Origin of the sequence: Nocardia sp. NPDC004068, assembly GCF_042874315.1 — a bacterium.
Taxonomy (GTDB): Bacteria; Actinomycetota; Actinomycetes; order Mycobacteriales; family Mycobacteriaceae; genus Nocardia.
Window position 1 is genome coordinate 190,942 of the sequence record NZ_JBIAMW010000008.1, and the last position, 23,084, is coordinate 214,025.

A 23,084-nucleotide genomic window follows, 5' to 3' on the forward strand; every position below is an offset into this window, starting at 1 on the left:
TGAACTCTACTTGCGCCACCAGCCGGTCCACCGCCTGCTGTCGGAGACGAAGTGGAACGAATCCGCCCGCAGCCCGAGGAAACTCGTGCCGCGCGACATCTCGTCCACGCCGGGCCCGGTCAGGTCGGCGAGCGGAATGCGGCTCAGGGTGTCGTGCAGATTCGTGGGCGCGGAGATCTGCATCTGCGCGGCGCGGCGCAGCGCGACGCGGGCCTGCTGCTGGGCCTCGACCTCGGCCGCGCATTCGGCGCACTTGGCCAGATGCTCGGCGGCGCGCAGATAGGCGTTCATGCGAAGCTCGCCGTCCACGTAGGCGGCGATGGCCTCACTGGCCAGATGCTCGGTGGGGGCGAATCGGGGTCGGTTCGCCGCGGCATCCTCGCCACTCATACGGTGCACACCCTTCCGACGGAACTTCAGCTGCGCCGGGTCGCGTCACCCGACCTTCTCATTATGCGCAAGGTACTCGCGCAGTGCCTGGCGCCCACGGTGGATCCGACTGCGCACGGTGCCCAGTTTGACGCCGAGCGTGGCGCCGATCTCCTCGTAGGACAGGCCCTCGATATCGCAGAGCACCACGGCCGCGCGGAACTCCGGCGCGAGCGAGTCCAGCGCCGATTGCAGGTCGGGGTCGAGCCGGGAGTCGTGGTACGCCTGCTCGGGGCCGGGGCCCTCGGACGGGAGACGGTCGTAGTCGTCGGGCAGCGACTCCATGCGAATCCGGTTGCGCCGCCGGACCATGTCCAGGAACAGGTTGGTCGTGATGCGATGCAGCCAGCCCTCGAAGGTGCCGGGCTGGTAGTTGGACAGCGAGCGGAACACGCGGATGAAGGTCTCCTGCGTGAGGTCCTCGGCGTCCTGGGGATCGCCGGTGAGGCGATAGGCCAACCGGTAGACGCGGTCGGCGTGTTCGCGGACCAGCTCGTCCCAGGTGGGCATCATGGTCCGGTCGCCGGTGGCGTCGAAGGCCGCGGTGCCGGACAGGTTGTCGTTGTCGGGGACGGGGTCGCCGTCCTCGGCGGTGGGCAGCTCGTAGTCGGCCGGGCCGTCGATCGGCAGGCCGGACTCGGGCAGGGTGGCGAACTCACGCGCCGCATCGACCATGTGGATGGGGTTACCTCCTACTCGGGACCGTGGTCGGCGCAATACCACGACAGTTCGTGGTGCAAACGAGACAACCGATCGTCGGAGCCGGTTGTTCCCGCGGCGTCGCCCGGCGGTCGGCCGGCCTTTGCGTAGCCCTTACTTTGTCGGGTCCCGATGTGGCCGTCGTATGGGGAGGCTGAGGGACACCTGAGAAAAACGAACGGGCTCGTCGTTGGCGACGCCGACGGGCCTCCGCCGTTAGCCTCATACCCGTGAGTCAGTTACCCACTGCTGCGGCCGCGCAGCGCAACCTCGCCTATGTCGAGGATTCGGTCGTCGAGGACGAGATCCTCCTCGCGGCGCGGGAGCGGGCCACCGAGCTGGGCGCCGGGCCGGTGCCGCCGTCGGTGGGTGCGTTGCTGAGTATGTACGCCCAGCTCCTGGGCGCGCGGGCGGTCGTCGAGGTGGGTACGGGCGCGGGGATCAGCGGGCTGTGGCTGCTGGACGGGATGCGGGAGGACGGGACCCTCACCACGATCGACTCCGAACCCGAGCATCAGCGCGCGGCCCGCGACGCGTTCCGGGCGGCCGATATCGCGCCCGCGCGCACCCGTCTGATCAACGGCCGCGCGCTGGACGTGCTGCCGCGCCTGGCCGACGGCGCCTACGACCTGGTGTTCATCGACGCCGCCCCGCTCGAGCACCCCCAGTACGTGGCGCAGGGCGTCCGCCTCCTGCGCGAGGGCGGCGCGATCGTGCTGCACAACGCCCTGCTGGGCGGCCGCGTCCCCGACCCGGCCCAGCGCGACCCGGCGACCCAGGCCGTCCGCGCGGCCACCCGAGCCATCGCCGAGGACCCGGACTTGACGTGCGTTCTGATCCCGGTGGGCGACGGACTGCTCTGCGCCTCGCGGGGGTGAGCGAGACGGGGCGCTGACGACGGATTGCCCAGCGCCTCGTGCGGCCCAATGGCACCCCGGCTGATTGGCGACGCCCCGGACTGGGTATGGCGAGGGGTGGACGCGTCGGCCGGGCCGCTCTCCGGCCATCAGAACCGAGGTGATCGCATGCCGCTTCCGGATCGTATTGTAGCCCAGACGTTTTCGGCCCTGGCGCGGGTGCGTCGGGCGCGTGTGTTCCATCCGGAGGGGTTGCCGCTCACCGGGTGGTTGCACGCGGTCGACGACGACTACGCCCGGTTGATCGGGGCGCGCGACAAGCCCGCGCTGGCGCGTATGTCGAAGGCCACGGGGATGCCCGGCGGTATTCCGGACGCGCTGGGATTGGCTGTGCGCGTGCTGGATTGGCAGGATCGGCCGTGGGATCTGGCGCTGGCCACCACCGGCACCGGCGCGCTCGGGCGGTTCGTGGTGCGGCCGGTGCGCAGCTGGGCGCAGGCCCGGTACGGCAGTCTGATGGCCTACTCGTTCTTCGGCGGGCCGCCCGCGTGGGTGTTCGCGGAGCCGGATTCGGCTCAGCCGCAATCGGTTTCGATCCAGTCGCTGTGCGACTACCGGGACGGGCACCGGCTGGGCTTCACGCTGCGGTCGTCCTCGCTGCTGGGTCCGGAGCGGACGCTGGCCGAGATCACGCTGTCGCGGCCGGAGATCGGCGAGCACGCCGCGCCCGGCTTCTTCGATCCGGTGCTGAACCGGCCGCCGGAGGTGCGGCTGCTGCCGGAGGCGGTGGCGACGCTGCGCGAATGGGCCTACGCCGGAAGCCGCGACGGGCGCGGCGAGCACGCGGCCGTCGCGGAGGAGGGTATGCCCGCCTTCCAGGGCTGGCAGATCCGCTGAGCCGGGTCCGAGGACACCGAAAACGCAGGTGGATTGGCTCTTGCGTGCGGATTGAACGCGCGTTTAGTATATTGAACATGTGTTTAAAGGAGCAGCCGTACCGGAAGGATCCGCCGACGATCTGAGCACCCGCGCCCGCATCCGGGACGCCGCCGTCGTCGTCTTCGGCGAGCAGGGGTTCGGGGTGGGGGTGCGCGCCATCGCCGCGGCGGCGGGGGTGTCCCCGGGATTGGTCAATCACCACTTCGGTTCCAAGGAGGGACTGCGGGAGGCGTGCGACGATCACGTGCGGGACGTCATCCGGGCAGTCAAGACCGAGTACATCCGCCACCCCACCACCAAGGGGTTGCTGGAGGCGATGGCGGACATGGAGGACTTCGCGCCCTACACCGCCTATCTGATGCGCAGCTTCCAAGCCGGGGGCGACCTGATGGTCACCATGTTCGAGCACATGGTCGAGGACGTGGAGGGCTACCTCCGCGCCGGTGTGGAAGCGGGAACCATTCGCCCCCAACCGGATCTGAAGGCGACCGCGCGTTACCTGGCGATGCACAACGGTGGCGGATTCTTCTTCTTCCTCCAGCTCTACACCGCACGCCACGGCGGCAAGCTCGACTACCGCAAGGCGCTGCGTGACTACGCCGACCAGGTCATGCTGCCGGCGGTCGACATCTTCACCAATGGCCTGTTCGCCGACTCCACCACGTACGACACCCTGCTGGGGGGTGGCGGCGAACTCTGAGATCTCACAAGGAGATTCGATGTCATCGGCAATCAGCGTCCGAGATCTGCACAAGCATTTCGGACGGGTGCACGCCCTCGACGGCCTCGACCTCGAGGTCGCCGAGGGGGAGGTGCACGGCTTCCTCGGCCCGAACGGCGCCGGGAAATCGACCACCATCCGGATCCTGCTGGGCATCCTCGCCAAGACCTCCGGTGACGCCCGGGTGCTCGGCCGCGATCCCTGGGCCGACGCGGTCGCGCTGCATCACGAGATCGCTTACGTCCCAGGCGATGTCACGTTGTGGCCGTCGCTGTCGGGCGGGGAGACCATCGACCTGCTGGCCCGCATGCGCGGCGGCCTGGACGCCGACCGGCGTGCGGAGCTGATCGAACGCTTCGAACTCGATCCGCGCAAGAAGGCCCGCACCTACTCCAAGGGCAATCGGCAGAAGGTCGCGCTGGTCTCGGCGTTCTCCTCCGAGGCGCGGCTGCTGCTGCTCGACGAACCCACCTCGGGCCTGGATCCGTTGATGGAACAGCAGTTTCGCGACTGCGCCCGGGAGGCGGCCGAGCGGGGCGTGACGGTATTGCTGTCCAGTCACATCCTCTCCGAGGTGGAGGCGCTGTGCGATCGGGTGACGATCATCCGCGACGGCCGGACCGTGGAGAGCGGCACGCTGGCCGAGATGCGGCACCTGTCGCGGACCTCGATCAAGGCCGAATTGCTCGGTGACCCAGGCGATCTCAGCCGGATCCCGGGTGTCGAGGACATCAGCATCGACGATCACACCCTGCACTGCCAGGTCGACGGTGAGCATCTGGGCGAGCTGATCCGGGTGCTCGGCGACGTCGGGGTCCGCAGCCTGATCAGCCAGCCGCCGACGCTGGAAGAGCTGTTCCTGCGGCACTATTCGATCAACGGACGCGAGCTGGCGGAGGCGTCGAAATGACCACGGCCACCGTCGCCCGTCCCCGTCCCGCCGAATTCGCCCGGGGCGGTGGGGATTTCACCGGAACGCTGCGGCTGCTGCGGTTGTATCTGCGCCGCGACCGAATCGTGTTGCCGCTGTGGGTGCTGTTGCTGTCCGCGCCGTTGGGCAGCGTGTACATCGACAGCACCGAGAAGGTGTACTCGACGCCGGAGCAGGTGCAGAACTTCGCGCACTCCATCCTGTCCAATCCCGCGATGCTGGCCATGTACGGGCCCATCTACAACACCACCTCGGGGGCGGCAGCCGGGTTGTGGAAGGCGGGCATGTTCCACACGCTGATCGGGGTCGCCACGATCCTGGTCGTCATCCGGCACACCCGCGCCGAGGAGGAGACCGGGCGGGAGGAACTGCTGGCCTCGACCCGGTTGGGCCGCTTCGCGAATCTGACGGCGGCGCTGATCGTCGCCTGCGGCGGCGCGCTCGTCACCGGGCTGATCGGCGCCGCCAGCATCGCGGGCGCCGGGGAGCCGGGTGTGGACGCGCTGGCCTTCGGACTCGCCGAGGCCGCGTCGGGCATCGTGTTCGCGGCCGTCGCCGCGGTGGCCGCGCAGCTGAGCGCGAGCGCCCGCACCGCGCGCGGCATCGCCTTCGCGGTGCTCGCGGCATGCTACGGGCTGCGCGCGCTCGGCGACGTCCGATCCGCCGGGGGGTCGACCAGCGTGCTCACCTGGCTCTCCCCGCAGGGGTGGTCGTTGCAGGTTCGGCCGTTCGCGGGCAACCACTTCGGGGTCCTGCTGCTGCACGCGGTCACCGCGGTCGTGCTCGTCGCGGTGGCGTACACGCTGCTGAACCGGCGGGATCTGGGCGCGGGCATGATCGCCGAACGGCCCGGCGCACCGGCCGCGGGGCCCGCGCTGACCGGGCCGTTCGGGTTGGCGTGGCGCTTGCAGCGCGGCACCCTGCTGGCGTGGACGATCGGAATCACGTTGTACGCCTTGGTGTTCGGCGGCGTCATCCACGATCTGGGCGACGAGCTCGGGGACAGCAAGGCCGTCGCCGACATCATCGCGCGGCTCGGCGGGGCGCAGGTCGTCGAGGACGGCTTCGTCAATATGGCGTACACGCTCATCGGGGTGGCAGCGTCCGCGTACGCGATCTCGGCCGCGCTGCGGTTGCACTCCGAGGAGAGCACGCAGCACGCCGAAACCGTGCTCACCGGCTCGATCGGCCGGATGCGCTGGGCCGCTTCCCATCTGATCTTCGCGGTGCTGGGGCCGGTGGTGATGCTGCTGGCGGCCGGTGTGGTGGGCGGTCTGGTCTACGGCGTCGCCGCGGACGACATCGGCGGCAAACTGCCGCGGGTGCTGGGCGCGGCGCTGGTGCAGTTGCCCGCGGTGTGGCTGTTCGCCGGGGTGGCGATCGTGCTGTTCGGGTTGGTGCCGCGGTGGGCGCCGATGGCCTGGGGAGTGTTCGTGGCCGCCCTCGCGGTGTATCTGCTCGGCGCGGTTTCCGGTGTGCCGCAATGGGTTCTGGATCTGGCTCCGTACAGTCATCTGCCGAAGCTGCCCGCCGAGGCGTTCCGGGCGACGCCCGTGGTGATCCTGATCGGGGCGGGGATCGTGCTGACGGCGGTGGGGCTCATCGGGTTCCGGCGCCGGGATCTGCGGCAGTAGCCCTCGCCGAATGCCGCCCGCTCCGGGATACTGGGGCGGGCGGCCGTGGTTTTCCCCCGCACGGGTGGGTATCCGGTCGGCAGCGAGTCGAGCACGGGCCCGACGAGCATCCGGGTGTCCGACGGCTGCGATGCGGAGGGACGAGCGATGGCCGCTGACGAATACGGTGAGGTCGGAATATTCTTCGGCGAACACATGCCGCGCGGCTGGCTGTGGCCCGCCATCGTGGTGCTGTTGGGCGTGCTCGCCGCGGCCATCGTCGTCATGGTCCTGGTGAGCAACGCGCATTTCGACCCGGGCCCGACCACCGTCCCGACGACCACCCCGGGAACCTGCGAACCATTCTGCACGGGAGGCAGTCTCGCGCCCGCACAACCCCACTGATCCCTAGCCTCGCGTCGCAGCCCTCGATCCCGGGCCTGCCAAGGCGGGTGTCCTTGCAGCCCCGCCGATCTGGGGCCGCTGTTTCCCACCCCGCACCGCAGCCCTTGATCTCGAGCCCGCTAACCCGGAGCCCAAGGCGGGTGTCATTGCAGCCCCGCTGATCCAGGGCCGCTGTTTCCCACCCCGCATCGCACCCTCGGTCCCGAGCCCGCTGGCCCTGAGCCCGGCGCGGGTGTCCTTGCGGCCCCGCCGATCTCGGCCCCGCTGTTCCCCGCCCGGCATCGCGGCCCCTCGTTCTCGGGGCCGCCGCGTCCGACCCCCGGGTGGTTATCATTGAGCGCAAAGGGGTTTGGGTAGCGGGTGAGGAGTTGGGATGGTCTTCCAACGCGGGATCATCATCGAGGCGTTGGCGCCGCGGGGATGGCTGGTGCTGGCGGCGGTGGCGTTGGGGCTCGCGGTGTTCGTCGCGCTGCTGGTGCTGTTGTTGGTGACCAACAACGTGTTTCACGAACCGGCGCCGGTGCCCAAGGGGTCGTGCTACCCGTTCTGCACGGTTACCCAGGAGCCGCCCCCGCCGGGGTCCGGCTGGGAGTAGGCCGGGCGGGTCTCAGACCCACACGCCCTTGCCGACGGTCACCACGCCGCCGTTGCTGACCGCGAACCGTTCCCGGTCGCGCGCTAGGTCGACGCCGATGATCTCGCCCTCGCCGACCATGACGTTCTTGTCCAGGATCGCGCGCCGCACCACCGCGCCCCGGCCGATCCGCACGCCCGGCATGAGCACGCTGCCCTCCACGGTCGCGCCGTCCTCGACGAACACGTTGGAGCTCAGCACCGAATTGCGGACCGTCGCCGCCGACAGGATGCTGCCCGCGCCGACGATCGACTCCTGCGCCAGGCCGCCCTGGGCGAACTTCGCGGGCGGCAGGTTCTCCGCGGCCCCGCGAATCGGCCAGTGCCGGTTGTACAGATTGAAGATGGGGTGCACCGACACCAGATCCATGTGCGCGTCGTAGAAGGCGTCGATCGTCCCGACATCGCGCCAGTAACCGCGGTCGCGGTCGGTGGAGCCGGGCACGTCGTTGCGCGCGAAGTCGTACACGCTCGCCTCGCCCTGCGCGACGAGGGCCGGGATGATGTCGCCGCCCATGTCGTGATCGGAGTCGGAGTTGTCGGCGTCGGCGCGGATGGTGTCGACGAGCACCTTGGTGCTGAAGACGTAGTTGCCCATCGAGGCGAAGGTCATATTCGGATCGTCGGGCGTGCCCGGCGGATGCGCGGGCTTCTCCAGAAAGCCCGTGATGCGGCCGGATTCGTCGGAGTCGATGCAGCCGAACGCGCTGGCCTCCGCGCGCGGCACCCGGATCCCGGCCACCGTCACCCCGGCGCCGGAGTCGATGTGGTGCTGCACCATCTGCTCGGGATCCATGCGGTACACGTGGTCGGCGCCGAACACGACGATGTAATCGGGATCCTCGTCGTAGATGAGGTTCAGCGATTGCAGGATCGCGTCGGCGCTGCCGGTGTACCAGCGCGGGCCGAGCCGCTGCTGGGCGGGGACCGGGGTGATGTACTCCCCGGTGAATCCCGACAGCCGCCAGGTCTGGGAGATGTGCCGGTCCAGCGAGTGCGACTTGTATTGCGTGAGTACGCACAATCGCAGATATCCGGCGTTGACGAGGTTGGACAGGACGAAATCGATGAGCCGGTACGCGCCCCCGAACGGGACCGCGGGTTTGGCGCGGTCCTTGGTGAGCGGGAAGAGGCGCTTGCCCTCACCGCCGGCGAGCACGATCCCGAGTACGTGCGGCTGGCTCCTCACAAATCCAACCTACAGGGTTCCCGGGCGCGTCCGCTGGGTTGCGGGCCGGACCGACCGGCGCGAGTGGGCAAGCTCGCTCCGGAGCCGTTAGTTTGGAGCGGTGAGTTTCGGCGCGGATGGCGGTCACGAGCCCGAGCGATTGCGGGTGGCGATGCTGACCCGGGAATGGCCGCCCGAGGTGTACGGCGGCGCCGGGGTGCACGTCACCCAGCTGGTCCCGCGGTTGCGGGAGATCTGCGATGTGACCGTGCACTGCATGGGGGTGGCCCGCGCGGACGCCGTGGTGCACCAACCGGATCCGAATCTGTACGCGGCGAATTCGGCCGTGCAGATGATGTCGGCGCAGTTGCGGATGGCCGACGCGGTGGGCGAGATCGACGTGGTCCACTCGCACACCTGGTACACCGGCTTCGCGGGACATGTGGCGGGCACGCTGTACGGGGTGCCGCACGTGCTGACCGCGCACTCGCTCGAACCGCGCCGCCCGTGGAAGGCCGAGCAGCTCGGCGGCGGCTATCGACTCTCGTCGTGGTCGGAGCGCAACGCCATGGAGTACGCCGACGCGGTCGTCGCGGTGAGCGAGGGCATGCGGCACGACGTGCTCGACGCCTACCCGACCATCGATCCCGCGCGAGTGCACGTGGTGCACAACGGCATCGACGCCCTCGCCTGGCATCCCGGCGATCCCGCGCCCGAGGCCCGCGACGTGCTCGCCGAACTCGGGGTCCGGCGCGATCTGCCGATCATCGCGTTCGTCGGGCGGATCACCCGGCAGAAGGGCGTCGCCCACCTGGTCCGCGCCGCCCGTGACTTCGATCCGGACCTGCAACTGGTCCTGTGCGCGGGCGCCCCCGACACCCCCGAGCTCGAGGCCGAGGTCTCCGCCGCCGTCGCCGAGCTGGCCCGCAGCCGCGGCGGCGTCTTCTGGGTCCGGGAGATGCTCCCCACCGAACAGGTGCGCCAGATACTCTCCGCCGCAACGGTTTTCGTGTGCCCCTCGGTCTACGAACCGCTGGGTATCGTCAACCTGGAGGCGATGGCCTGCGGCACGGCCGTGGTCGCCTCCGATGTCGGCGGAATTCCCGAGGTGGTGGCCGACGGGGTCACCGGGCGGCTGGTGCACTACGACGGCGAACGTCCCGCCGACTACGAGCACGCCCTCGCCGAGGCGGTCAATGCGATCGCGGGGGACGCGGACCTCGCCCACGCTTTGGGCGTCGCGGGCCGGGATCGGGCCATGGCCGAATTCGACTGGTCGCAGGTGGCTCGGCAAACCGTCGCGCTGTACGAGAGTGTGCGTAAGGGCTGACGCTGACTCACCGCGGCCGGTACGTCGATACCGTCACCGAGGCCGTCACCCGAACGATCTCCGGTAGCCCGGCGATCCGCTCGTCCCGTTCCGCCGCCTCGTGGTGCGCCGAGGGACCCATTCCCGCCACATTGCGAATATCGTTGTGCCCCAGCGGCATCGGATACTCCACCGGCGCCCGGTCGACCAGCTCGAAACGGGCGGACAGGGATTCGGCGAGCCGATCGTCCTTGGCCTCGTCGACCCGCACCATCCGCAGCGGCTCGATGAGTTCGGCCAGATGGTTCGGGGTGGGGGTGACCACGACGAAGCGGCCCTCGGGGGTGAGGACGCGGGCGACCTCCTCGGGGTTGCGGGGGGCGAAGACCGACAGGACGTGGGTCATGGTCGCGTCGCGGAGGGGGAGGGGTCGCCAGGCGTCGGCGAGGATCGAGGCGGCGCGGGGGTGCGCGCGAGCGGCGCGACGAGCCGCGGGTTTGGCGACGTCCAGGGCGATGCCGTGCGCGTCGGGTGCGGCGTCGAGCACCGCCGCGAGGTAGTAGCCGGTGCCGGAGCCGATCTCCAGCAGGGTGCGCGGGGGCGCCGCCGCGGTGGCGGCCGTGACCAGTGCGTCGGCGATCGGGGCGAAACGACCCGAACCCTGAAAGGCGGCCCGCGCGTCCAGCATCGCCGCGGTGTCGCCGCTCATCTTGGTCGACGCACCGGTCAGCAGGCTGACATAACCCTGTCGGGCGAGGTCGAAACTGTGGCCCCGCGCGCAGGCCAGCGAACGGTCGCGCACGGCCATGTCGTCCCGGCATTCGGGACAGGCGAGCAACCGCGCGACCGCGGTGAGCGGCTCGGCGCCGGAATTCACCGGCATCGATGACGACGAGCGACTAGCTGGTGACTTCGGTGAGCTCTTTGCCGAGGGCCGCGGCCTCTTCCGGCGTGAGCTCCACGACCAGACGCCCGCCACCCTCGAGTGGAACCCGCATGACGATTCCACGCCCTTCCTTGGTTGCCTCGAGGGGACCGTCCCCGGTGCGGGGCTTCATGGCCGCCATCCTCTGCTCCCTCCAGATCCGCGCGGTCTGCTGCGCACTTTCTTGGAACTCGTGTTGTCACCAACCGGCAGCCGCCCCGCACGCGGAAACCGCGCCCGGAGGGCTGCACCCCGCCCATTGTTCCTCATCACGGAAGTGGGCGGGTACCTGAGTTCGAAAACCGACCGCCGTGGCGCGTGTTCACCCGCGCGGGGAGACCCAGCAATCGGCCAGATGATCGTCGACCATACCGGTCGCCTGCATCAGAGCGTAGGCCGTGGTGGGACCGACGAAACGGAAGCCTCGGCGTTTCAGTTCCTTTGCCAGGGCAACGGATTCGGGCGTCACCGCGGGCACGTCTCCGGTCGTGCGGGGGCGCGGGCGCGGCGGCGGGGCGAACGACCACAGCAGCTCGTCGAGGCCGATGTCGAGCTCGGCGGCGACCCGCGCGTTGCCGATACAGGATTCGATCTTGGCGCGATTGCGGACGATGCCGGGATCGTTCAGCAACCGCTCGGCGTCCGCGTCGGTGAAGGCGGCCACCCGCTCGATGACGAACCCGTCGAACGCCGCGCGGAAGGCGGGCCGCTTGCGCAGGATGGTGATCCAGGACAGCCCCGACTGGAACGCCTCCAGGCACATCCGCTCGAACAGCGCGTCGTCGCCGTGCAGTTCGCGGCCCCACTCCTGGTCGTGGTAGTCGCGGTACAGCTGCGAGGACTCCGCCCAGGCGCAGCGGATCCGATCGTCGCCGGTCATCGGGCGTCCCGGGACTCGGCGCGGGTGTCCTCGACCAGTTGCGCGGGCGGCTGCACCTGGGGGATCGCCGGGGGTTCGGCGGGCAGGCCGCGGACCTTGGTGAGCTGGGCCTCGAGTTCATCGATGCGGGCGGCGAGCCGGGCCAGGGCCCAATCCACCTCGCCCGCCTTGTAACCGCGCAGGACCTGCTGGAAGCGCAGGGCCCGCACATCGGCGCCGGTGATGCCGTCGGCCGGGAGGACCGTGGCCGTGGTGCCCTCCGGCAGCGGGCCCAGCTCCTCGCCGCGGCCGAACACCGCGCTCGCGACCACGAACAGCAGCGCGGCGACCAGGCCGACGATGAGCACGTACAGCAGCAGCGTGAGCATAGGCACGAGGATAGGGGCAGCGTCCGACAGGTACGGACCGGCGTCGCGCCGGCCGTGCCCGCCGGATCGGACCCCCATCGCCCGACCCGGCGGGCACGGCGGGAAGCGTGCCGCGAGTTCGAGAATTCGGCGCGCCGGGCTCGGGAGTCTGCTCGTTCGTCGCGGAGGTGTCGCTCAGTGTTCGCCGGTGCGCCGGAAGCAGTACGCCGCCGCCGCTAGGTACTGACGACAGCCGCCGCCGTGCCCCGCGTGCACCGCGAGGATGAAGCGCGCGCGGTCGTAGGTGAGGTCGAGCGGTTCGTGTGCGCAGTCGCGGCTGGCTGCCAGCCACAGATCTCGAACACCGGGGGTGGGTGTGTTCACGGCGATACCTCCAACAGGAGAACGGAGCATCCGGCGCCGCCACCGAACCTTGGGATCGCCGGCTCGGTGCTGGTTGTCACGGCTGCGAAGGATGTGTCGCCTCGACGCCGGATGCACTTAGTACTTTCGCCGTGTTCCGACCGATATGAAATCGCACACCGTTGGTGTTGCTGTTGGCCTACTGTTGGCACGGACACGGGAAACAAGGACGTAACAATGGTGTTGGGTCGACCCTGGACGGGGTTCGAGGCGGTCGCGTTGCAGGAAGCGATGCGAAAGTCGGTGCGCGAGTTCGCGGCTCACCTGGGCATCGAGATGACGACGGTGGCCAATTGGCGATCCGGGCTGAGCGCGGTCACGCCGCGCCCGCTCACCCAGGAACTGCTGGATACGCTGCTGGTTCAGGTCAGTCCGGAGGTGCGCGAGCGGTTCGAGCAGATTCTGGCCGAGGGCGAGCAGGCCCTCGGCTCGCGCCGGTTGCCCACGCGCCGAACCGTTTCCAGCGCGGCGGGCGCGACCGCCGCGGGCAACGACGCGGCGCTGCTGGCCCGGCTCGACGACGCCCGCACGCTGGTGGATCGGACGCTGGCGGCGTGCACGATCGCCCCCTCGATGGTCGAGCTCATGGAGGAGCGCGCCGCGGGGCGGGTGCTCACCTACACGAGCACCCCGCCCTCGCAGGTGTTGGCCACGGTGTTGCCGGATGTGCTGGAGGTGCAGTCGATCTCGACGCAGCGCCAGCCCGCCGCCATCCAGTCGCGGCTGTCGGAGGTCACCGCCGTGTTGGGATTGCTGATCGCCGACGCGCTGATGAAACTCGGTCAGATCGAGCGCGCCAACTTCTGGTACGGCACCGCGCGGATGGCCGCCGACGACACCGGCAACATGCGGCTGCGGGCGCGGGTGCGGGCGCAGCACGCGATGTTGCCGTACTACTACGGCAGTCCCGAACACGCCGTGATGCTGGCGCGCGCGGCCCAGGCCCAGCTGCCCGAAACCGCCGACGACGCAACGGCGTTGGCGGCCGCGGCGGAGGCGCGGGCGCTGGCCCGGCTGGGGGACGCGGACGGGGCGGAGTCGGCGATGCGGCGGGCCCGCGCGCACACCGCGGCGTTGGGGGAGATGTCCTCCGACGAGGCGTTCCGCTTCGGTGAGAAACGTTTGCTGCTCTACCTTTCCGGCACGCTGACCAATCTCGGCCGGGTGGCCGAGGCGCGGCGGGTGCAGGAACAGGCGTTGCGGTTGTATCGGGACAGCCCCGGCGTGGTCGTGGATCCGGCGCTCATCGAGCTGGACATCGCGATCGGTTACGCGCTCGAGGGTGCGGTGGACGAGGCGTGCGAACAGGCGGCGCGGGTGCTCACCACGCTGCCGGGCGAGCATCGGACCACGATCGTGGTGTCGCGGGCGGCCGCGGTGGTCGACGCGATACCGGAGGCCGCGCGCGGCCGTAGGACGGTGGAGGAACTGCGGCACCTGGTCGCCGCCGGAGCGAGCGAACTGCGGTGATCGCCATGTCGGAGCCGATGACGACGGGAGCGCCCGGCTTACCCTTCACCCCCCGCCGGACCCGATGGATTCTGCAACGGGCTTGCGGCGCAGGCGGTTTCGACGCCACCGGGGCGCAGCTGCTGCGGCATCACACCAATGCCGTGTACCGGTTGGTGAGCGCGCCGGTGGTGGTGAAGATCGATCGGCCGTTCGGGGTGCGGCCGCCGGTGGACGTGGTGGCGCTGGTGCGCTGGCTGCGGGAGCGGGGCGTGCCGACCGTGCCGCCGACGGCCATCGCGCAACCGCTGCGGATCGGCGGCTGCACGGTGACCTTCTGGGACTACCTGCCCCAGCACCGCCCGATCGCGGCCGTCGACCTCGCCGCCCCCCTGGCCGCCCTGCACGGCCTGCGCACCCGCCCCGCCCAATGGCTGCCGGACCGCCATCTCGACGACGCCTTCGCCCATATCGGCCGCTCCATCGAGGCGAGCACGATCCTCTCGCCCTTCGACCGCCGCCTGCTGCACGACGAACGACTCCGCCTCGCCGCCGCGGCCCCCGCCGTCGACTTCCCCCTGCGCCCCGCCCTCATCCACGGCGACGCCCATCATCGAAACACGTTGTGGGACCCCGACTCCCGCCGCGGCGTCCTCTGCGACTGGGAGAGCGTCGCCGTCGGCCGCCCCGAATGGGACCTGGTCACCCTCGAGGTCCACTGCCGCCGCTTCGCCCATCCCCCCACCGAATACGAAACCTTCTGCGACGCCTACGGTTTCGACATCCGCACCTGGCCCGGCTACCCCTGGCTCCGCGACCTCCGCGAACTCCGCATGATCACCACCAACGCCTACAAATCCACCCCCGGCACCCCCACCGCCGAAGAGGTCCTCCGCCGCGTCCAGGGCCTCCGCGAGGACATCGCCCTGCGCTGGAACATCTTGTAGCGCGGGCTCATCGGCGTTCGGTCAGTGCCCCGAGGTCGACGGTCAGCGGGAACGGCGACTCCACGGTGACGACTCCCGTCGCGCGCGGGGTGATGTGGTACTCGCCGGTGGTGTCGAGGGTGTAGACCGTCAGGCCGACGGACTCCGGATCCAGGATGTCGATCACCCAGTAGTGGGCGATCTTGTTGGCCGCGTATTCGCCCGCCTTGACGGCGTAGTCGCGCACCGCGGACTCGCCGGACGTCGCGATCTCGACGGCGAGGGCGATCTGCTCGCTGCGCACCCGGGTCTGCTCGTCGACCTCCACGGGGGCGACCACGAGATCGGGAACCCGCCGGGGCGACCGACCCACCAGTTCGGCCTCCAATTCCGCGAATGCCTCCCAGCCCGTGGGCAATTGGCTGTCGAGCTGGGCGACCAGTCGGGTGACGGCACGGCTGTGCAGTGGTGCGGGGCGAGCGTTCACGAGCAAGAATCCATTCTCGATCTCGTAACGATGGGCGGTGTCGACCGGCAGAGCGTCGAATTCTTCCACGGTGATCGACCGCCTGCGGGGCATCTCAATGTCCACCGTCATCATCGCCTCCGTGCGCGAGCCACTGGTGTGCGTTCTGGTGCCATCATCGCATCCGCCCGACTGCCGTGGCGGACGCCGGAACGCCTACAGGTGGCGGGTGGTGTCGATGCTGAGGGACATGCCGGCCAGGCCGCGGCGGCGGACGGACAGTTTTTCGGAGATGGCGAGGAGGGACTCGGCGGCGGGGTCGGTGGGGTTGGAGAGGACTATGGGGGTGCCCTCGTCGCCGGCTTTGCGGAGGTCCTGGGTGAGGGGGATCTGGCCGAGGAGGGGGACGTCGGCGCCTACCGCGCGGGAGAGGCGGTCGGCGACGGCCTGGCCGCCGCCGGAGCCGTAGAGGTCCATGCGGGTGCCGTCGGGGAGGTCGAGCCAGGACATGTTCTCCACGACGCCCGCGATGCGCTGGCGGGTCTGGAGGGCGATGGCGCCGGCGCGCTCGGCGACCTCGGCGGCGGCGGGCTGGGGGGTGGTGACGACCAGGATCTCCGCGTTGGGGATGAGCTGGGCGATGGAGATGGCGACGTCGCCGGTGCCGGGCGGGAGGTCGAGCAGCAGGATGTCCAGGTCGCCCCAGAACACGTCGGCGAGGAACTGTTGCAGCGCGCGGTGCAGCATCGGGCCGCGCCACACGACGGGCGTGTTGCCCTGGGTGAACATGGAGATCGAGATGACCTTCACGTCGTGCGCGATCGGCGGCATGATCATCCGCTCGACCTGGGTGGGCCGGGCGTCGGTGCCGAGCATGCGCGGCACCGAGTGACCGTAGATGTCCGCGTCGAGCACGCCCACCGACAGTCCGCGCGCGGCCATCGCGGCCGCGAGATTGACTGTGACACTGGACTTTCCGACGCCGCCCTTACCCGAGGCGATGGCGTACACCCGGGTCAGCGAGCCGGGCTGGGCGAACGGGATGACCGGCTCGGGCGAATCGCCGCGCAGCTTCTTGCGCAACTCGGTGCGCTGCTCGTCGTTCATGACGTCGAGGTCGACGGTCACCGCGCCCGCGCCGGGGACGTCGGCGACCGCCTTGCGCACCATCTCGGTGAGCTTGGTGCGCAGCGGGCAGGCCGCCGTCGTCAGGTAGATCTCGACATGGACACCGCTGTCGGCGTCGATGGCGACGCTCTTCACCATGCCCAGTTCGGTGATCGGTTTACGGATCTCCGGGTCGTCCACCTTCGCGAGAGCAGCCCGCACATCCGATTCCGTTACCACTGGCATGACGCCCAGCTTAGCGGCGGCCGTCCGGGCCCCCGAGGGGCAGCTTGCGTAAGCACGTCCAGGGCCCGGGAACGTCGGACTCAGATCCGGGGCAGCTGGCTGGCCTGCGGGGCGACGCCGGTGCGGTACGCCACCTCCCAGGCCATCACGTTCGCCACGTAGGCCATCGAGTTGTTGTAGCGCATGATCGCCTTGGACTGCTGGGACAGGTCGTTCATGTCCAGCCCGCCGGAGCACAGGTACTTGCCCGCGGTCAGGGCCGCGTCGAACAGATTCTGCGGGTCGGAGATGCCGTCGCCGTCGCCGTCCGCCGCGAACTTGCGGTAGGTCTCGGGCAGGAACTGCATCGGACCGACCGCGCGGGTGAAGCCGCGCATACCGCCGTCGAGCTCGCCGTCGGTGGCGCGGACCATCTGGTTGCCCGCGAGGCTGCCGTCGAGCACCGGGCCGTAGATCGGGTCGATCGGATTGCCCTTGGCGTCGGCCTTGCCGTTGGCGTGATGCGATTCGATCCGGCCGATCCCGGCGAGCACCGACCACGGCATGTGGCAGTCCGGATTCTCCTGGGCCAGTACGCGTTCGGCGTTCAGATAGGCCGCGTGCGCGATGCCGGGCATGCCGAGCGGACCGGCGGGCAGATCCGCCGCGACCCGATCCCCGCTCTGGGCAACGGTTTTCACGATCGGGGGCCCGGGATGCTTGGCGGCGTGCAACAACTCGTCGGCGACCACCGCGGCCCGCGGGGCGACCTCGGCGCTCGCGCCCTCCGAAAGCTGTTGCGGCGCGGCCAAAGCCGCGTGCTCCGCGGTCTCCACATCCGATGCCGAGGCCGCGCTGACGGCGACGACTCCCGCAGGCACCAGCCCGGTCAGAGCGATGACTGATCCGCGCCGGACGGTGACGGTCGGCGGCTTGCGATGACGTCCCACTGTGCGGTGGCCCTCCAATGCTCGCTGTGAGCCTTTCGTGACACAACGAGATGAGGTTACCGCATCCGAGATCTTTTCGTTACTTCTTCGTGACCGGGTTTCCGGTTTATCTCACGCGGGCGGGGCGGGGAGCGGCACCACGATGCCGAACGGCAGGGTGATCGCGGGCGGCGGCGGGGGCGCGGGCGCCTCGGCGGGCGCCTGCTCGGGCGGCGCGGCCGGGCCGGGTTCCGGTGTCTTGGTGGGAGCTTGGGGCTGCTCCTCCTCGAGCGCCGGGCCCTGCGGCGCGGGCGGCTGTCCCGGCGCGGCGGGTGCGGCGGGCTGGCCCGGGGCGGGCGGCTGCTGCGGGGCCGCGCACTGGGCCTGGCGCTGGACGTCCGAATTCTGCGGCGCCGCATTGGGATCCAGCGGCTTGTTCGGGTCCTGGCCCACCTGCGCCTGGTCGCTCGCCGACCAGCGTTGCGTATCGGCCGGTTTCGCCGGTTCGCCCGGTTTGGGCATCGGCGCCGGATTCGCCGCCGGGTCACACGGTTTCGGCGGGGGCGGCGGGCAGAAGATGCCGCACGGGATCGGCGGCAGCCCCGGGATGTTGATCATGACCTGGGTGGGCTGCTGGGGCGTGGTGGTGGTCGCCGCGGAGCTGGGCGGTTCGGTGGTGGTCGTGGTCGAGTTCGGGCTCGGATAGGTCGTATTGACCGCCAGCATGGTCGAACCCGCGCCCTCGGGCATCGCCCCCGGCGGGATCAGATCGGGGGAGATCTGCACCTGGGTCGGGGCGCCGCCGTTCTTGTAGGCGTTGGACCAGCTCAGCACCTGCGCGGCGTAGGCCACGGAGTTGTTGTAGCGCAACACCGCTCGCAGCTCCTGCTGCGGATCGCGCAGATCCAGTCCGCCCGAGCACAGGTACTTGCCCGCGCCGAGCGCCGCGTCGAAGACGTTGTTGGGGTCGGAGATCCCGTCGCCGTTGCCGTCGGAGGCGTAGTGCGCCCAGGTGCCGGGCAGGAACTGCATCGGGCCGACCGCGCGCACGAAACCGCCGTCGGCGGCCTTGATGACCTCGTTGCCGGGCAGCGTGCCGTCCAGGGCGGGACCGTAGATCGGCCCGACCGTGGTGCCGTTGGCGTCCGTGCGTCCGAAACCCGCGTGGTTGGACTCGATCTTGCCGATGCCCGCGAGCAGGTGCCAGCTCACCCCGCAGTTGGGCATCGAGGATTGCAGGGCGAGTTCGGCGTTGCGGTAGGCCGCGAGCACGATCTCCGGGATGCCGAGCACGCCGCCGCCGGGCAGCGAGATGTTCTGCAACGGCACGGTCCCCGCGAACGGGGGCAGACCGTCGCTCGGCGGGATCATTGCCCGGAGTTTGCGAGGCGGTTCGGGAGCGGCCGGAACGAGGCCGACGGCCTGGGCGGTCGCGGTATCGGCGGCGTCGGCGGGACCGGTCGCGGCGGCCAGCTGCGCCTCGGGGGCCTTGGGCGCGTCGGGCTTGGCGACCGGCTGCACGGCCGTCGAACCCGAAGCCATCAAACCCGCTACCACCAGCGCCGATACGGTTATCGGACCAGACATTCGCATCGGCACACCAAACCCCTTCGTAGTCGGTGAGCGACCGGGTCGACACCCCGTCCGGGCCGGTCGCTCCGGACAACGTGATCCAGGTTACCCGGCGGTCAGCTTGTTGTTGTCGATATTTACGGTCAGTTGCCTTCGATCTGTGGAGAAATCGGTACCCGCCCCCGCTTTCTATCGGTACTCTTCTTCGATTTGGCCGCCGCGACAGATTCTTCTCCGGCGCTCGGCGCGCCCGCCTCGAGACGCGCCAGCGTGTCCTTGATGTCCTCGAGTTCGCGGCGCAGATAGTCGCGGGTGGCGACCTCGCCGACGGCGATCCGCAGCGAGGCCAGTTCGCGGGCGAGGAATTCGGTGTCCGCCTTGGTCTGCGCGGCGCGCGAGCGGTCCTCCTCCAGCGACACCCGGTCCCGGTTGTCCTGCCGGTTCTGCGCGAGCAGGATCAGCGGCGCGGCGTAGGCGGCCTGGGTGGAGAAGGCCAGATTCAGCAGGATGAACGGATACGGATCCCAGCGAAGCGCCGCGACGAAGACGTTGACGATGATCCAGACGATCACGACCACGGACTGCAGGACGAGATAGCGCCCGGTGCCGAGGAATCGGGCGATGCGCTCGCTCGTGCGGGCCATGGCCTCGGCGTCGAGTTCGAAGCGGAACCGCGATTCGACCGGAGTCTCGAGGCGCTGGCGTGCGATCGGCTTGTCGGCGCGCTCGTTCATGGGCGTTCTCCCGTTCCCGTGGCGGCGGCGGCCGCGGCGGTGGCATTGCTGTCCTCGTCCTGCTCGCGCCAATCCTCCGGCAGCAGATGGTCGAGCACGTCGTCGACCGAGACCGCGCCCAGCAGGTGGTTCTCCTCGTCGACGACCGGGCCGCACACCAGGTTGTAGGTGGCGAAGTAGCGGGTCACCGCGCTCAGCGAGGCGGCCGGCCGCAAGACCGTCAGATCGGCGTCGACCAGTCCGCCGACCAAGGTCGCCGGAGGTTCGCGCAGCAGTTGCTGAATGTGTACGCAGCCGAGGTAGCGCCCGGTCGGGGTGGCCGTGGGCGGCCGGACCACGAAGACCAGGGAGGCCAGCGCCGGGGTGAGGTCCGGATCCCGCACGCGCGCCAACGCTTCGGCGACGGTCGCGGCGGGCGTGAGCACGACCGGGCGCGGCGTCATCAGACCGCCCGCGGTGTAGGGCGAGTACTCGAGCAATCGGCGCACCGGCTCGGACTCCTCGGGATCCATGAGCGACAGCAGCGCCTCGGCCTCACCGGTCGGCAACTCGCCCAACAGGTCCGCCGCGTCGTCGGGGTCCATCGCCTCGAGGACGTCGGCGGCGCGCTCGACCCCGAGCTGCTGCAGGACCGTGACCTGATCGGTCTCGGGCAGTTCCTGCACGACGTCGGCGAGCCGTTCGTCGTCGAGCGCGCGGGCCAGTTCGATGCGCCGCTTGCCCGGCAGCTCGCGCATCAGGTGCGCGACGTCGGCGGGGCGCAAACCCTCGAACTGGCCGAGCAATTGGGTCACGTCCTGGCCGGGCAGATTCAGCTCGTACGGGGTCAGCCCGCGCACGTGGTTCCAGTCCACGACGTGGATCGCGCGGCGGCGACCGAGGCGGCGATGCCCGCGCACCGCGACCCGCGAGACCAGCCAGTCGCGGGTGCGGGTCTGCTCGATGCCCAGATCCACCACGAACAGATCGACGTCGTGCAGATCCGGCAGCTCCGGATCGTCCACGCGGACCGTGGAATCCAGCACCTGGGCCAGCGCCAGCATCTCGCCGGGCCGTTGCTCGAAGCGGCGCAGGCTGACCGTGCCGGTGTTGAGGTTCACCGAACCGGGCTCGATCGCGGTCACCCGCAGCATGGGCACGAATATTCGTTTGCGCGTGGGCAGTTCGACGAGCAGGCCGAGCACCCGGGGTTGCTGGCGGTCGTATCGGATGGAGATCACCACGTCCCGGACCCGGCCGATAGACTCGCCGTCCGGACCCAGCACCACCAGGCTCGCCAGCCTGGCGGCGAAAACCCTCGTCGCTGCCATGATGCCCAGGCTAGAGGGTGCTCTGTCCGGATACTGGAGGAGATGTCGCATGTCAGTCCGCCGTTCGGTGCTCGCCGTGCCCGGCAGCAATCCCCGCATGATCGAGAAGGCCATGGGTTTGCCCGCGGACGAGGTCTTCCTCGACCTCGAGGACGCGGTGGCGCCCGGGGCGAAGGCCGCCGCCCGGGCCAACATCATCGCCGCGCTCAACTCCTCGGGCTGGGGTGAGCAGCTCAAGGTGGTGCGGGTCAACGACTGGACGACCGAATGGACCTACGCCGACGTGATCGCCGTCGTCGAGGGCGCGGGCGCGGCGCTGGACGCGATCCTGCTGCCGAAGGTCACCGACGGCGGTCAGGTGCGGGCGCTGGATCTGCTGCTGACCCAGGTGGAGAAGGCCGCCGGACTCGAGGTCGGCCGCATCGGCATCGAACCGCAGCTCGAGAACGCCCTGGGCCTGCGCAATATCGATGACATCGCGACCGCGAGCCCGCGGGTGCGGACACTGGTCTTCGGGCCCGCGGACTTCATGGCGAGCATCAATATGCGCACCCTCGTCGTCGGCGAACAGCCGGAGGGCTACGAGCCCGGCGACGCCTACCACCACATCCTGATGACCATCCTGCTCGCCGCGCGGGCGCACGGCCTACAGGCCATCGACGGACCCTATCTCCAGATCCGCGATCTCGACGGCTTCCGCCGGGCCGCATCCCGAACGGCCGCACTGGGTTTCGACGGCAAGTGGGTGCTGCACCCCACCCAGATCGAGGCGGCCAACGAGATCTTCTCCCCGCGCCAGGCCGACTACGACCGGGCCGAGGAGATCCTCGACGCCTACGCCTTCCACACCTCCGAGGCGGGCGGCGCGCGCGGGGCGGTCATGTTGGGCGACGAGATGATCGACGAGGCGAGCGCGAAGATGGCCCGCGTCATAGCCGAGAAGGGCAGGGCCGCCGGAATGGCGCGAACCACGCGTTTCACTCCCCCGTCGCCGGCGGATCAATAGCATGATGGAGCCATGACTAGTCCGTTGGGGAACTCCAACCGCAATCGGCCCGGCCTGCCGACGCCGCCGTCGGGTTGGCCCGTCGGGTCGTATCCCACCTATGCCGAGGCGCAGCGGGCGGTCGACTATCTGGCCGACAACCAGTTCCCGGTCGAGAACGTGACCATCGTGGGCGTGGATCTGATGCAGGTCGAGCGGGTGCTGTACCGGCTGACCTGGGGCAAGGTGATCGGCGGCGGCATGGTGTCGGGTGCGTGGCTGGGCCTGTTCCTGGGTCTGCTGCTGAGCCTGTTCACCACCGGCGGCGCGCTCGGCCCGCTCGTGGTGGGTCTGGTCGGCGGTGTCATCTTCGGTGTCATCTCCACCTCGATCCCCTACGCCGCCACCCGCGGGCAGCGCGATTTCGCCTCCACCATGCAGTTGGTCGCCGGGCGCTACGACGTGCTGTGCGAGCCGAAGGAGGCCGAGGCCGCCCGCGACATGCTGGCCCGGCTGGCCATCTGACGTGCGCGTGCTCGACGAGGTCCGGGCCGCGACGCTCGGCTATTTCGGTGTGCCCTCGGCGGATTCGGCCTCGGTGACCTTCCTGGGGCTGGAGCCGATCGAGATCCTGCGGATCCCCGACGGCGAGGTCCTGCACTACGTGACGCTGGGCGGTTCGCGCCATCCCATGACCGATCCGTCCGACGCCCTGGCCGATCCGGTGCGCGGCCCGCGCGCGGAGCTGGTACTCACGTTGCGCGCCACGGGATCTCACGCCGGGATCGCGCGCGGGCTCGGCGTGCTGATCGCCTCCCCTGCGGTGGAAGGCGTTGTGCTGCAAGCGGATGCGCTGCTGGATCTGGGAGAACCCTTGTGGGACAAGGCCCCGTTCACCGCGGTGCTGCTCGGCCCCAGCGAACTGCCCGAGGTCGCGCTGCCCGAACCGGCCGAACCCGTACGGTTCCTGTCGGTCGCGCCGCTGACCGCGACCGAGGCGGCGTGGGTACGGGTGCGCGGGGCGCAGGCGCTGCGGGAGGCGTGGGCCGAGGCGGGTATCGACGTCACCGATCCGGGGCGCGGCGCGGCGACGCTGTGAGCG

The 23,084-nt window shown here is 70.1% G+C and carries 27 protein-coding genes; 13 read left to right on the top strand and 14 right to left on the bottom strand.

Going from position 1 to position 23,084, the window contains the following annotated elements:
- Positions 1 to 6 precede the first annotated feature (6 nt).
- On the bottom strand, positions 7 to 390 hold the full coding sequence (locus ACFYTQ_RS21625) for a hypothetical protein (RefSeq protein ID WP_387363605.1): 384 nt from the start codon (positions 388 to 390) through the stop codon (positions 7 to 9).
- A gap of 45 nt (positions 391 to 435) precedes the next feature.
- On the bottom strand, positions 436 to 1,104 hold the full coding sequence (gene sigE / locus ACFYTQ_RS21630; protein WP_387363608.1) for an RNA polymerase sigma factor SigE: 669 nt from the start codon (positions 1,102 to 1,104) through the stop codon (positions 436 to 438).
- A gap of 254 nt (positions 1,105 to 1,358) precedes the next feature.
- Between sigE and ACFYTQ_RS21635 the strand changes: the two genes are divergently transcribed.
- The 7 genes from ACFYTQ_RS21635 (at position 1,359) to ACFYTQ_RS21665 (ending at position 7,189) form a co-directional block, all read left to right on the top strand.
- Positions 1,359 to 2,006: an O-methyltransferase gene (locus ACFYTQ_RS21635; protein WP_387363611.1), complete on the top strand. Its 648-nt coding sequence runs from the start codon at positions 1,359 to 1,361 to the stop codon at positions 2,004 to 2,006.
- A gap of 147 nt (positions 2,007 to 2,153) precedes the next feature.
- Positions 2,154 to 2,882, top strand: coding sequence for a phosphodiesterase (locus ACFYTQ_RS21640; protein ID WP_387363614.1), 729 nt, complete (start codon positions 2,154 to 2,156; stop codon positions 2,880 to 2,882).
- 79 nt (positions 2,883 to 2,961) lie between these two features.
- Positions 2,962 to 3,624: a TetR family transcriptional regulator gene (locus tag ACFYTQ_RS21645; protein ID WP_387363617.1), complete on the top strand. Its 663-nt coding sequence runs from the start codon at positions 2,962 to 2,964 to the stop codon at positions 3,622 to 3,624.
- Between the two features lie 19 nt (positions 3,625 to 3,643).
- Entirely contained in the window at positions 3,644 to 4,555 is a 912-nt protein-coding gene (locus ACFYTQ_RS21650; protein WP_387363620.1) for an ATP-binding cassette domain-containing protein, read from the top strand.
- The gene (locus tag ACFYTQ_RS21655) at positions 4,552 to 6,210 is read left to right on the top strand and encodes an ABC transporter permease (RefSeq protein ID WP_387363623.1); all 1,659 of its coding nucleotides are present in this window, start codon (positions 4,552 to 4,554) and stop codon (positions 6,208 to 6,210) included. Before ACFYTQ_RS21650 ends, ACFYTQ_RS21655 begins: the two co-directional genes overlap by 4 nt.
- Before the next feature lie 147 nt (positions 6,211 to 6,357).
- Entirely contained in the window at positions 6,358 to 6,594 is a 237-nt protein-coding gene (locus ACFYTQ_RS21660; RefSeq protein ID WP_387363626.1) for a hypothetical protein, read from the top strand.
- Positions 6,595 to 6,967: 373 nt separating this feature from the next.
- The gene (locus ACFYTQ_RS21665; protein WP_387363629.1) at positions 6,968 to 7,189 is read left to right on the top strand and encodes a hypothetical protein; all 222 of its coding nucleotides are present in this window, start codon (positions 6,968 to 6,970) and stop codon (positions 7,187 to 7,189) included.
- 12 nt (positions 7,190 to 7,201) lie between these two features.
- On the opposite strand, the gene glgC is transcribed toward ACFYTQ_RS21665, so the two are convergent.
- On the bottom strand, positions 7,202 to 8,416 hold the full coding sequence (gene glgC / locus ACFYTQ_RS21670) for a glucose-1-phosphate adenylyltransferase (protein WP_387363632.1): 1,215 nt from the start codon (positions 8,414 to 8,416) through the stop codon (positions 7,202 to 7,204).
- Between the two features lie 139 nt (positions 8,417 to 8,555).
- Here glgC and glgA point away from each other — a divergent pair, with 139 nt between their 5' ends.
- Complete coding sequence (gene glgA, locus ACFYTQ_RS21675) at positions 8,556 to 9,725, top strand: glycogen synthase (RefSeq protein ID WP_387364253.1); 1,170 nt, start codon at positions 8,556 to 8,558, stop codon at positions 9,723 to 9,725.
- A gap of 7 nt (positions 9,726 to 9,732) precedes the next feature.
- On the opposite strand, the gene ACFYTQ_RS21680 is transcribed toward glgA, so the two are convergent.
- The 5 genes from ACFYTQ_RS21680 to ACFYTQ_RS21700 all read right to left on the bottom strand — a co-directional run bounded on the left by ACFYTQ_RS21680 (position 9,733) and on the right by ACFYTQ_RS21700 (position 12,240).
- Complete coding sequence (locus ACFYTQ_RS21680; RefSeq protein WP_387363635.1) at positions 9,733 to 10,587, bottom strand: putative RNA methyltransferase; 855 nt, start codon at positions 10,585 to 10,587, stop codon at positions 9,733 to 9,735.
- 16 nt (positions 10,588 to 10,603) lie between these two features.
- Positions 10,604 to 10,771 (bottom strand): DUF3117 domain-containing protein, encoded by a 168-nt coding sequence (locus tag ACFYTQ_RS21685; RefSeq protein WP_019929283.1) that lies wholly within the window; start codon positions 10,769 to 10,771, stop codon positions 10,604 to 10,606.
- A gap of 180 nt (positions 10,772 to 10,951) precedes the next feature.
- Positions 10,952 to 11,509 carry a DNA-3-methyladenine glycosylase I gene (locus ACFYTQ_RS21690; protein WP_387363639.1) on the bottom strand — a complete coding sequence of 186 codons (558 nt, stop codon included), beginning with the start codon at positions 11,507 to 11,509 and terminating at the stop codon, positions 10,952 to 10,954.
- A complete protein-coding gene (locus ACFYTQ_RS21695) occupies positions 11,506 to 11,877 on the bottom strand; it encodes a DivIVA domain-containing protein (protein ID WP_387363642.1) in 372 nt (123 codons plus the stop codon). The genes ACFYTQ_RS21690 and ACFYTQ_RS21695 overlap by 4 nt, the downstream gene beginning before the upstream one ends.
- Positions 11,878 to 12,051: 174 nt before the next feature.
- Positions 12,052 to 12,240 carry a hypothetical protein gene (locus ACFYTQ_RS21700; protein ID WP_387363645.1) on the bottom strand — a complete coding sequence of 63 codons (189 nt, stop codon included), beginning with the start codon at positions 12,238 to 12,240 and terminating at the stop codon, positions 12,052 to 12,054.
- Positions 12,241 to 12,456: 216 nt separating this feature from the next.
- Here ACFYTQ_RS21700 and ACFYTQ_RS21705 point away from each other — a divergent pair, with 216 nt between their 5' ends.
- Both ACFYTQ_RS21705 and ACFYTQ_RS21710 read left to right on the top strand, forming a co-directional pair.
- Complete coding sequence (locus ACFYTQ_RS21705) at positions 12,457 to 13,749, top strand: hypothetical protein (RefSeq protein WP_387363648.1); 1,293 nt, start codon at positions 12,457 to 12,459, stop codon at positions 13,747 to 13,749.
- Positions 13,750 to 13,754: 5 nt separating this feature from the next.
- Complete coding sequence (locus ACFYTQ_RS21710; RefSeq protein WP_387363651.1) at positions 13,755 to 14,675, top strand: phosphotransferase family protein; 921 nt, start codon at positions 13,755 to 13,757, stop codon at positions 14,673 to 14,675.
- Between the two features lie 7 nt (positions 14,676 to 14,682).
- Here the strand turns inward: ACFYTQ_RS21710 and ACFYTQ_RS21715 are convergent, their stop codons facing one another.
- The 6 genes from ACFYTQ_RS21715 to ACFYTQ_RS21740 form a co-directional block, all read right to left on the bottom strand.
- Positions 14,683 to 15,252: a Uma2 family endonuclease gene (locus ACFYTQ_RS21715; protein WP_387363653.1), complete on the bottom strand. Its 570-nt coding sequence runs from the start codon at positions 15,250 to 15,252 to the stop codon at positions 14,683 to 14,685.
- An 84-nt stretch (positions 15,253 to 15,336) separates the two neighbouring features.
- On the bottom strand, positions 15,337 to 16,473 hold the full coding sequence (locus ACFYTQ_RS21720; protein ID WP_387363656.1) for an Mrp/NBP35 family ATP-binding protein: 1,137 nt from the start codon (positions 16,471 to 16,473) through the stop codon (positions 15,337 to 15,339).
- Positions 16,474 to 16,553: 80 nt separating this feature from the next.
- Positions 16,554 to 17,402, bottom strand: a complete 849-nt coding sequence (locus ACFYTQ_RS21725) for a lytic transglycosylase domain-containing protein (protein ID WP_387363659.1) — start codon at positions 17,400 to 17,402, stop codon at positions 16,554 to 16,556.
- A 111-nt stretch (positions 17,403 to 17,513) separates the two neighbouring features.
- On the bottom strand, positions 17,514 to 18,923 hold the full coding sequence (locus tag ACFYTQ_RS21730) for a lytic transglycosylase domain-containing protein (RefSeq protein ID WP_387363662.1): 1,410 nt from the start codon (positions 18,921 to 18,923) through the stop codon (positions 17,514 to 17,516).
- Between the two features lie 173 nt (positions 18,924 to 19,096).
- On the bottom strand, positions 19,097 to 19,687 hold the full coding sequence (locus ACFYTQ_RS21735) for a DUF1003 domain-containing protein (RefSeq protein ID WP_387363665.1): 591 nt from the start codon (positions 19,685 to 19,687) through the stop codon (positions 19,097 to 19,099).
- Positions 19,684 to 20,997: a magnesium transporter MgtE N-terminal domain-containing protein gene (locus tag ACFYTQ_RS21740; RefSeq protein WP_387363668.1), complete on the bottom strand. Its 1,314-nt coding sequence runs from the start codon at positions 20,995 to 20,997 to the stop codon at positions 19,684 to 19,686. Before ACFYTQ_RS21740 ends, ACFYTQ_RS21735 begins: the two co-directional genes overlap by 4 nt.
- 49 nt (positions 20,998 to 21,046) lie before the next feature.
- Between ACFYTQ_RS21740 and ACFYTQ_RS21745 the strand changes: the two genes are divergently transcribed.
- Genes ACFYTQ_RS21745 through ACFYTQ_RS21755 form a run of 3 tightly spaced genes read left to right on the top strand, consistent with a single transcriptional unit; the run spans position 21,047 to position 23,081 of the window.
- Positions 21,047 to 22,003, top strand: a complete 957-nt coding sequence (locus ACFYTQ_RS21745) for an HpcH/HpaI aldolase/citrate lyase family protein (RefSeq protein WP_387363671.1) — start codon at positions 21,047 to 21,049, stop codon at positions 22,001 to 22,003.
- A 12-nt stretch (positions 22,004 to 22,015) separates the two neighbouring features.
- On the top strand, positions 22,016 to 22,507 hold the full coding sequence (locus tag ACFYTQ_RS21750) for a general stress protein (protein ID WP_387363674.1): 492 nt from the start codon (positions 22,016 to 22,018) through the stop codon (positions 22,505 to 22,507).
- A gap of 1 nt (position 22,508) precedes the next feature.
- Positions 22,509 to 23,081: a suppressor of fused domain protein gene (locus tag ACFYTQ_RS21755; protein ID WP_387363677.1), complete on the top strand. Its 573-nt coding sequence runs from the start codon at positions 22,509 to 22,511 to the stop codon at positions 23,079 to 23,081.
- Positions 23,082 to 23,084: the final 3 nt, after the last annotated feature.

Excerpts from the sequence above, each read along its gene's own strand:
- sigE (WP_387363608.1), bottom strand. The coding sequence starts at position 1,104 with ATGGTCGATGCGGCGCGTGAGTTCGCCACCCTGCCCGAGTCCGGCCTG.
- ACFYTQ_RS21655 (WP_387363623.1), top strand. The coding sequence starts at position 4,552 with ATGACCACGGCCACCGTCGCCCGTCCCCGTCCCGCCGAATTCGCCCGG.
- ACFYTQ_RS21735 (WP_387363665.1), bottom strand. The coding sequence starts at position 19,687 with ATGAACGAGCGCGCCGACAAGCCGATCGCACGCCAGCGCCTCGAGACT.
- ACFYTQ_RS21740 (WP_387363668.1), bottom strand. The coding sequence starts at position 20,997 with ATGGCAGCGACGAGGGTTTTCGCCGCCAGGCTGGCGAGCCTGGTGGTG.
- ACFYTQ_RS21680 (WP_387363635.1), bottom strand. The coding sequence starts at position 10,587 with ATGCCGGTGAATTCCGGCGCCGAGCCGCTCACCGCGGTCGCGCGGTTG.
- ACFYTQ_RS21730 (WP_387363662.1), bottom strand. The coding sequence starts at position 18,923 with ATGGCTTCGGGTTCGACGGCCGTGCAGCCGGTCGCCAAGCCCGACGCG.
- ACFYTQ_RS21750 (WP_387363674.1), top strand. The coding sequence starts at position 22,016 with ATGACTAGTCCGTTGGGGAACTCCAACCGCAATCGGCCCGGCCTGCCG.
- ACFYTQ_RS21710 (WP_387363651.1), top strand. The coding sequence starts at position 13,755 with ATGTCGGAGCCGATGACGACGGGAGCGCCCGGCTTACCCTTCACCCCC.
- ACFYTQ_RS21625 (WP_387363605.1), bottom strand. The coding sequence starts at position 390 with ATGAGTGGCGAGGATGCCGCGGCGAACCGACCCCGATTCGCCCCCACC.
- ACFYTQ_RS21685 (WP_019929283.1), bottom strand. The coding sequence starts at position 10,771 with ATGGCGGCCATGAAGCCCCGCACCGGGGACGGTCCCCTCGAGGCAACC.
- ACFYTQ_RS21660 (WP_387363626.1), top strand. The coding sequence starts at position 6,358 with ATGGCCGCTGACGAATACGGTGAGGTCGGAATATTCTTCGGCGAACAC.
- ACFYTQ_RS21715 (WP_387363653.1), bottom strand. The coding sequence starts at position 15,252 with ATGACGGTGGACATTGAGATGCCCCGCAGGCGGTCGATCACCGTGGAA.
- ACFYTQ_RS21705 (WP_387363648.1), top strand. The coding sequence starts at position 12,457 with ATGGTGTTGGGTCGACCCTGGACGGGGTTCGAGGCGGTCGCGTTGCAG.
- ACFYTQ_RS21640 (WP_387363614.1), top strand. The coding sequence starts at position 2,154 with ATGCCGCTTCCGGATCGTATTGTAGCCCAGACGTTTTCGGCCCTGGCG.
- ACFYTQ_RS21690 (WP_387363639.1), bottom strand. The coding sequence starts at position 11,509 with ATGACCGGCGACGATCGGATCCGCTGCGCCTGGGCGGAGTCCTCGCAG.
- ACFYTQ_RS21650 (WP_387363620.1), top strand. The coding sequence starts at position 3,644 with ATGTCATCGGCAATCAGCGTCCGAGATCTGCACAAGCATTTCGGACGG.
- ACFYTQ_RS21745 (WP_387363671.1), top strand. The coding sequence starts at position 21,047 with ATGTCAGTCCGCCGTTCGGTGCTCGCCGTGCCCGGCAGCAATCCCCGC.
- ACFYTQ_RS21665 (WP_387363629.1), top strand. The coding sequence starts at position 6,968 with ATGGTCTTCCAACGCGGGATCATCATCGAGGCGTTGGCGCCGCGGGGA.
- ACFYTQ_RS21720 (WP_387363656.1), bottom strand. The coding sequence starts at position 16,473 with ATGCCAGTGGTAACGGAATCGGATGTGCGGGCTGCTCTCGCGAAGGTG.
- ACFYTQ_RS21695 (WP_387363642.1), bottom strand. The coding sequence starts at position 11,877 with ATGCTCACGCTGCTGCTGTACGTGCTCATCGTCGGCCTGGTCGCCGCG.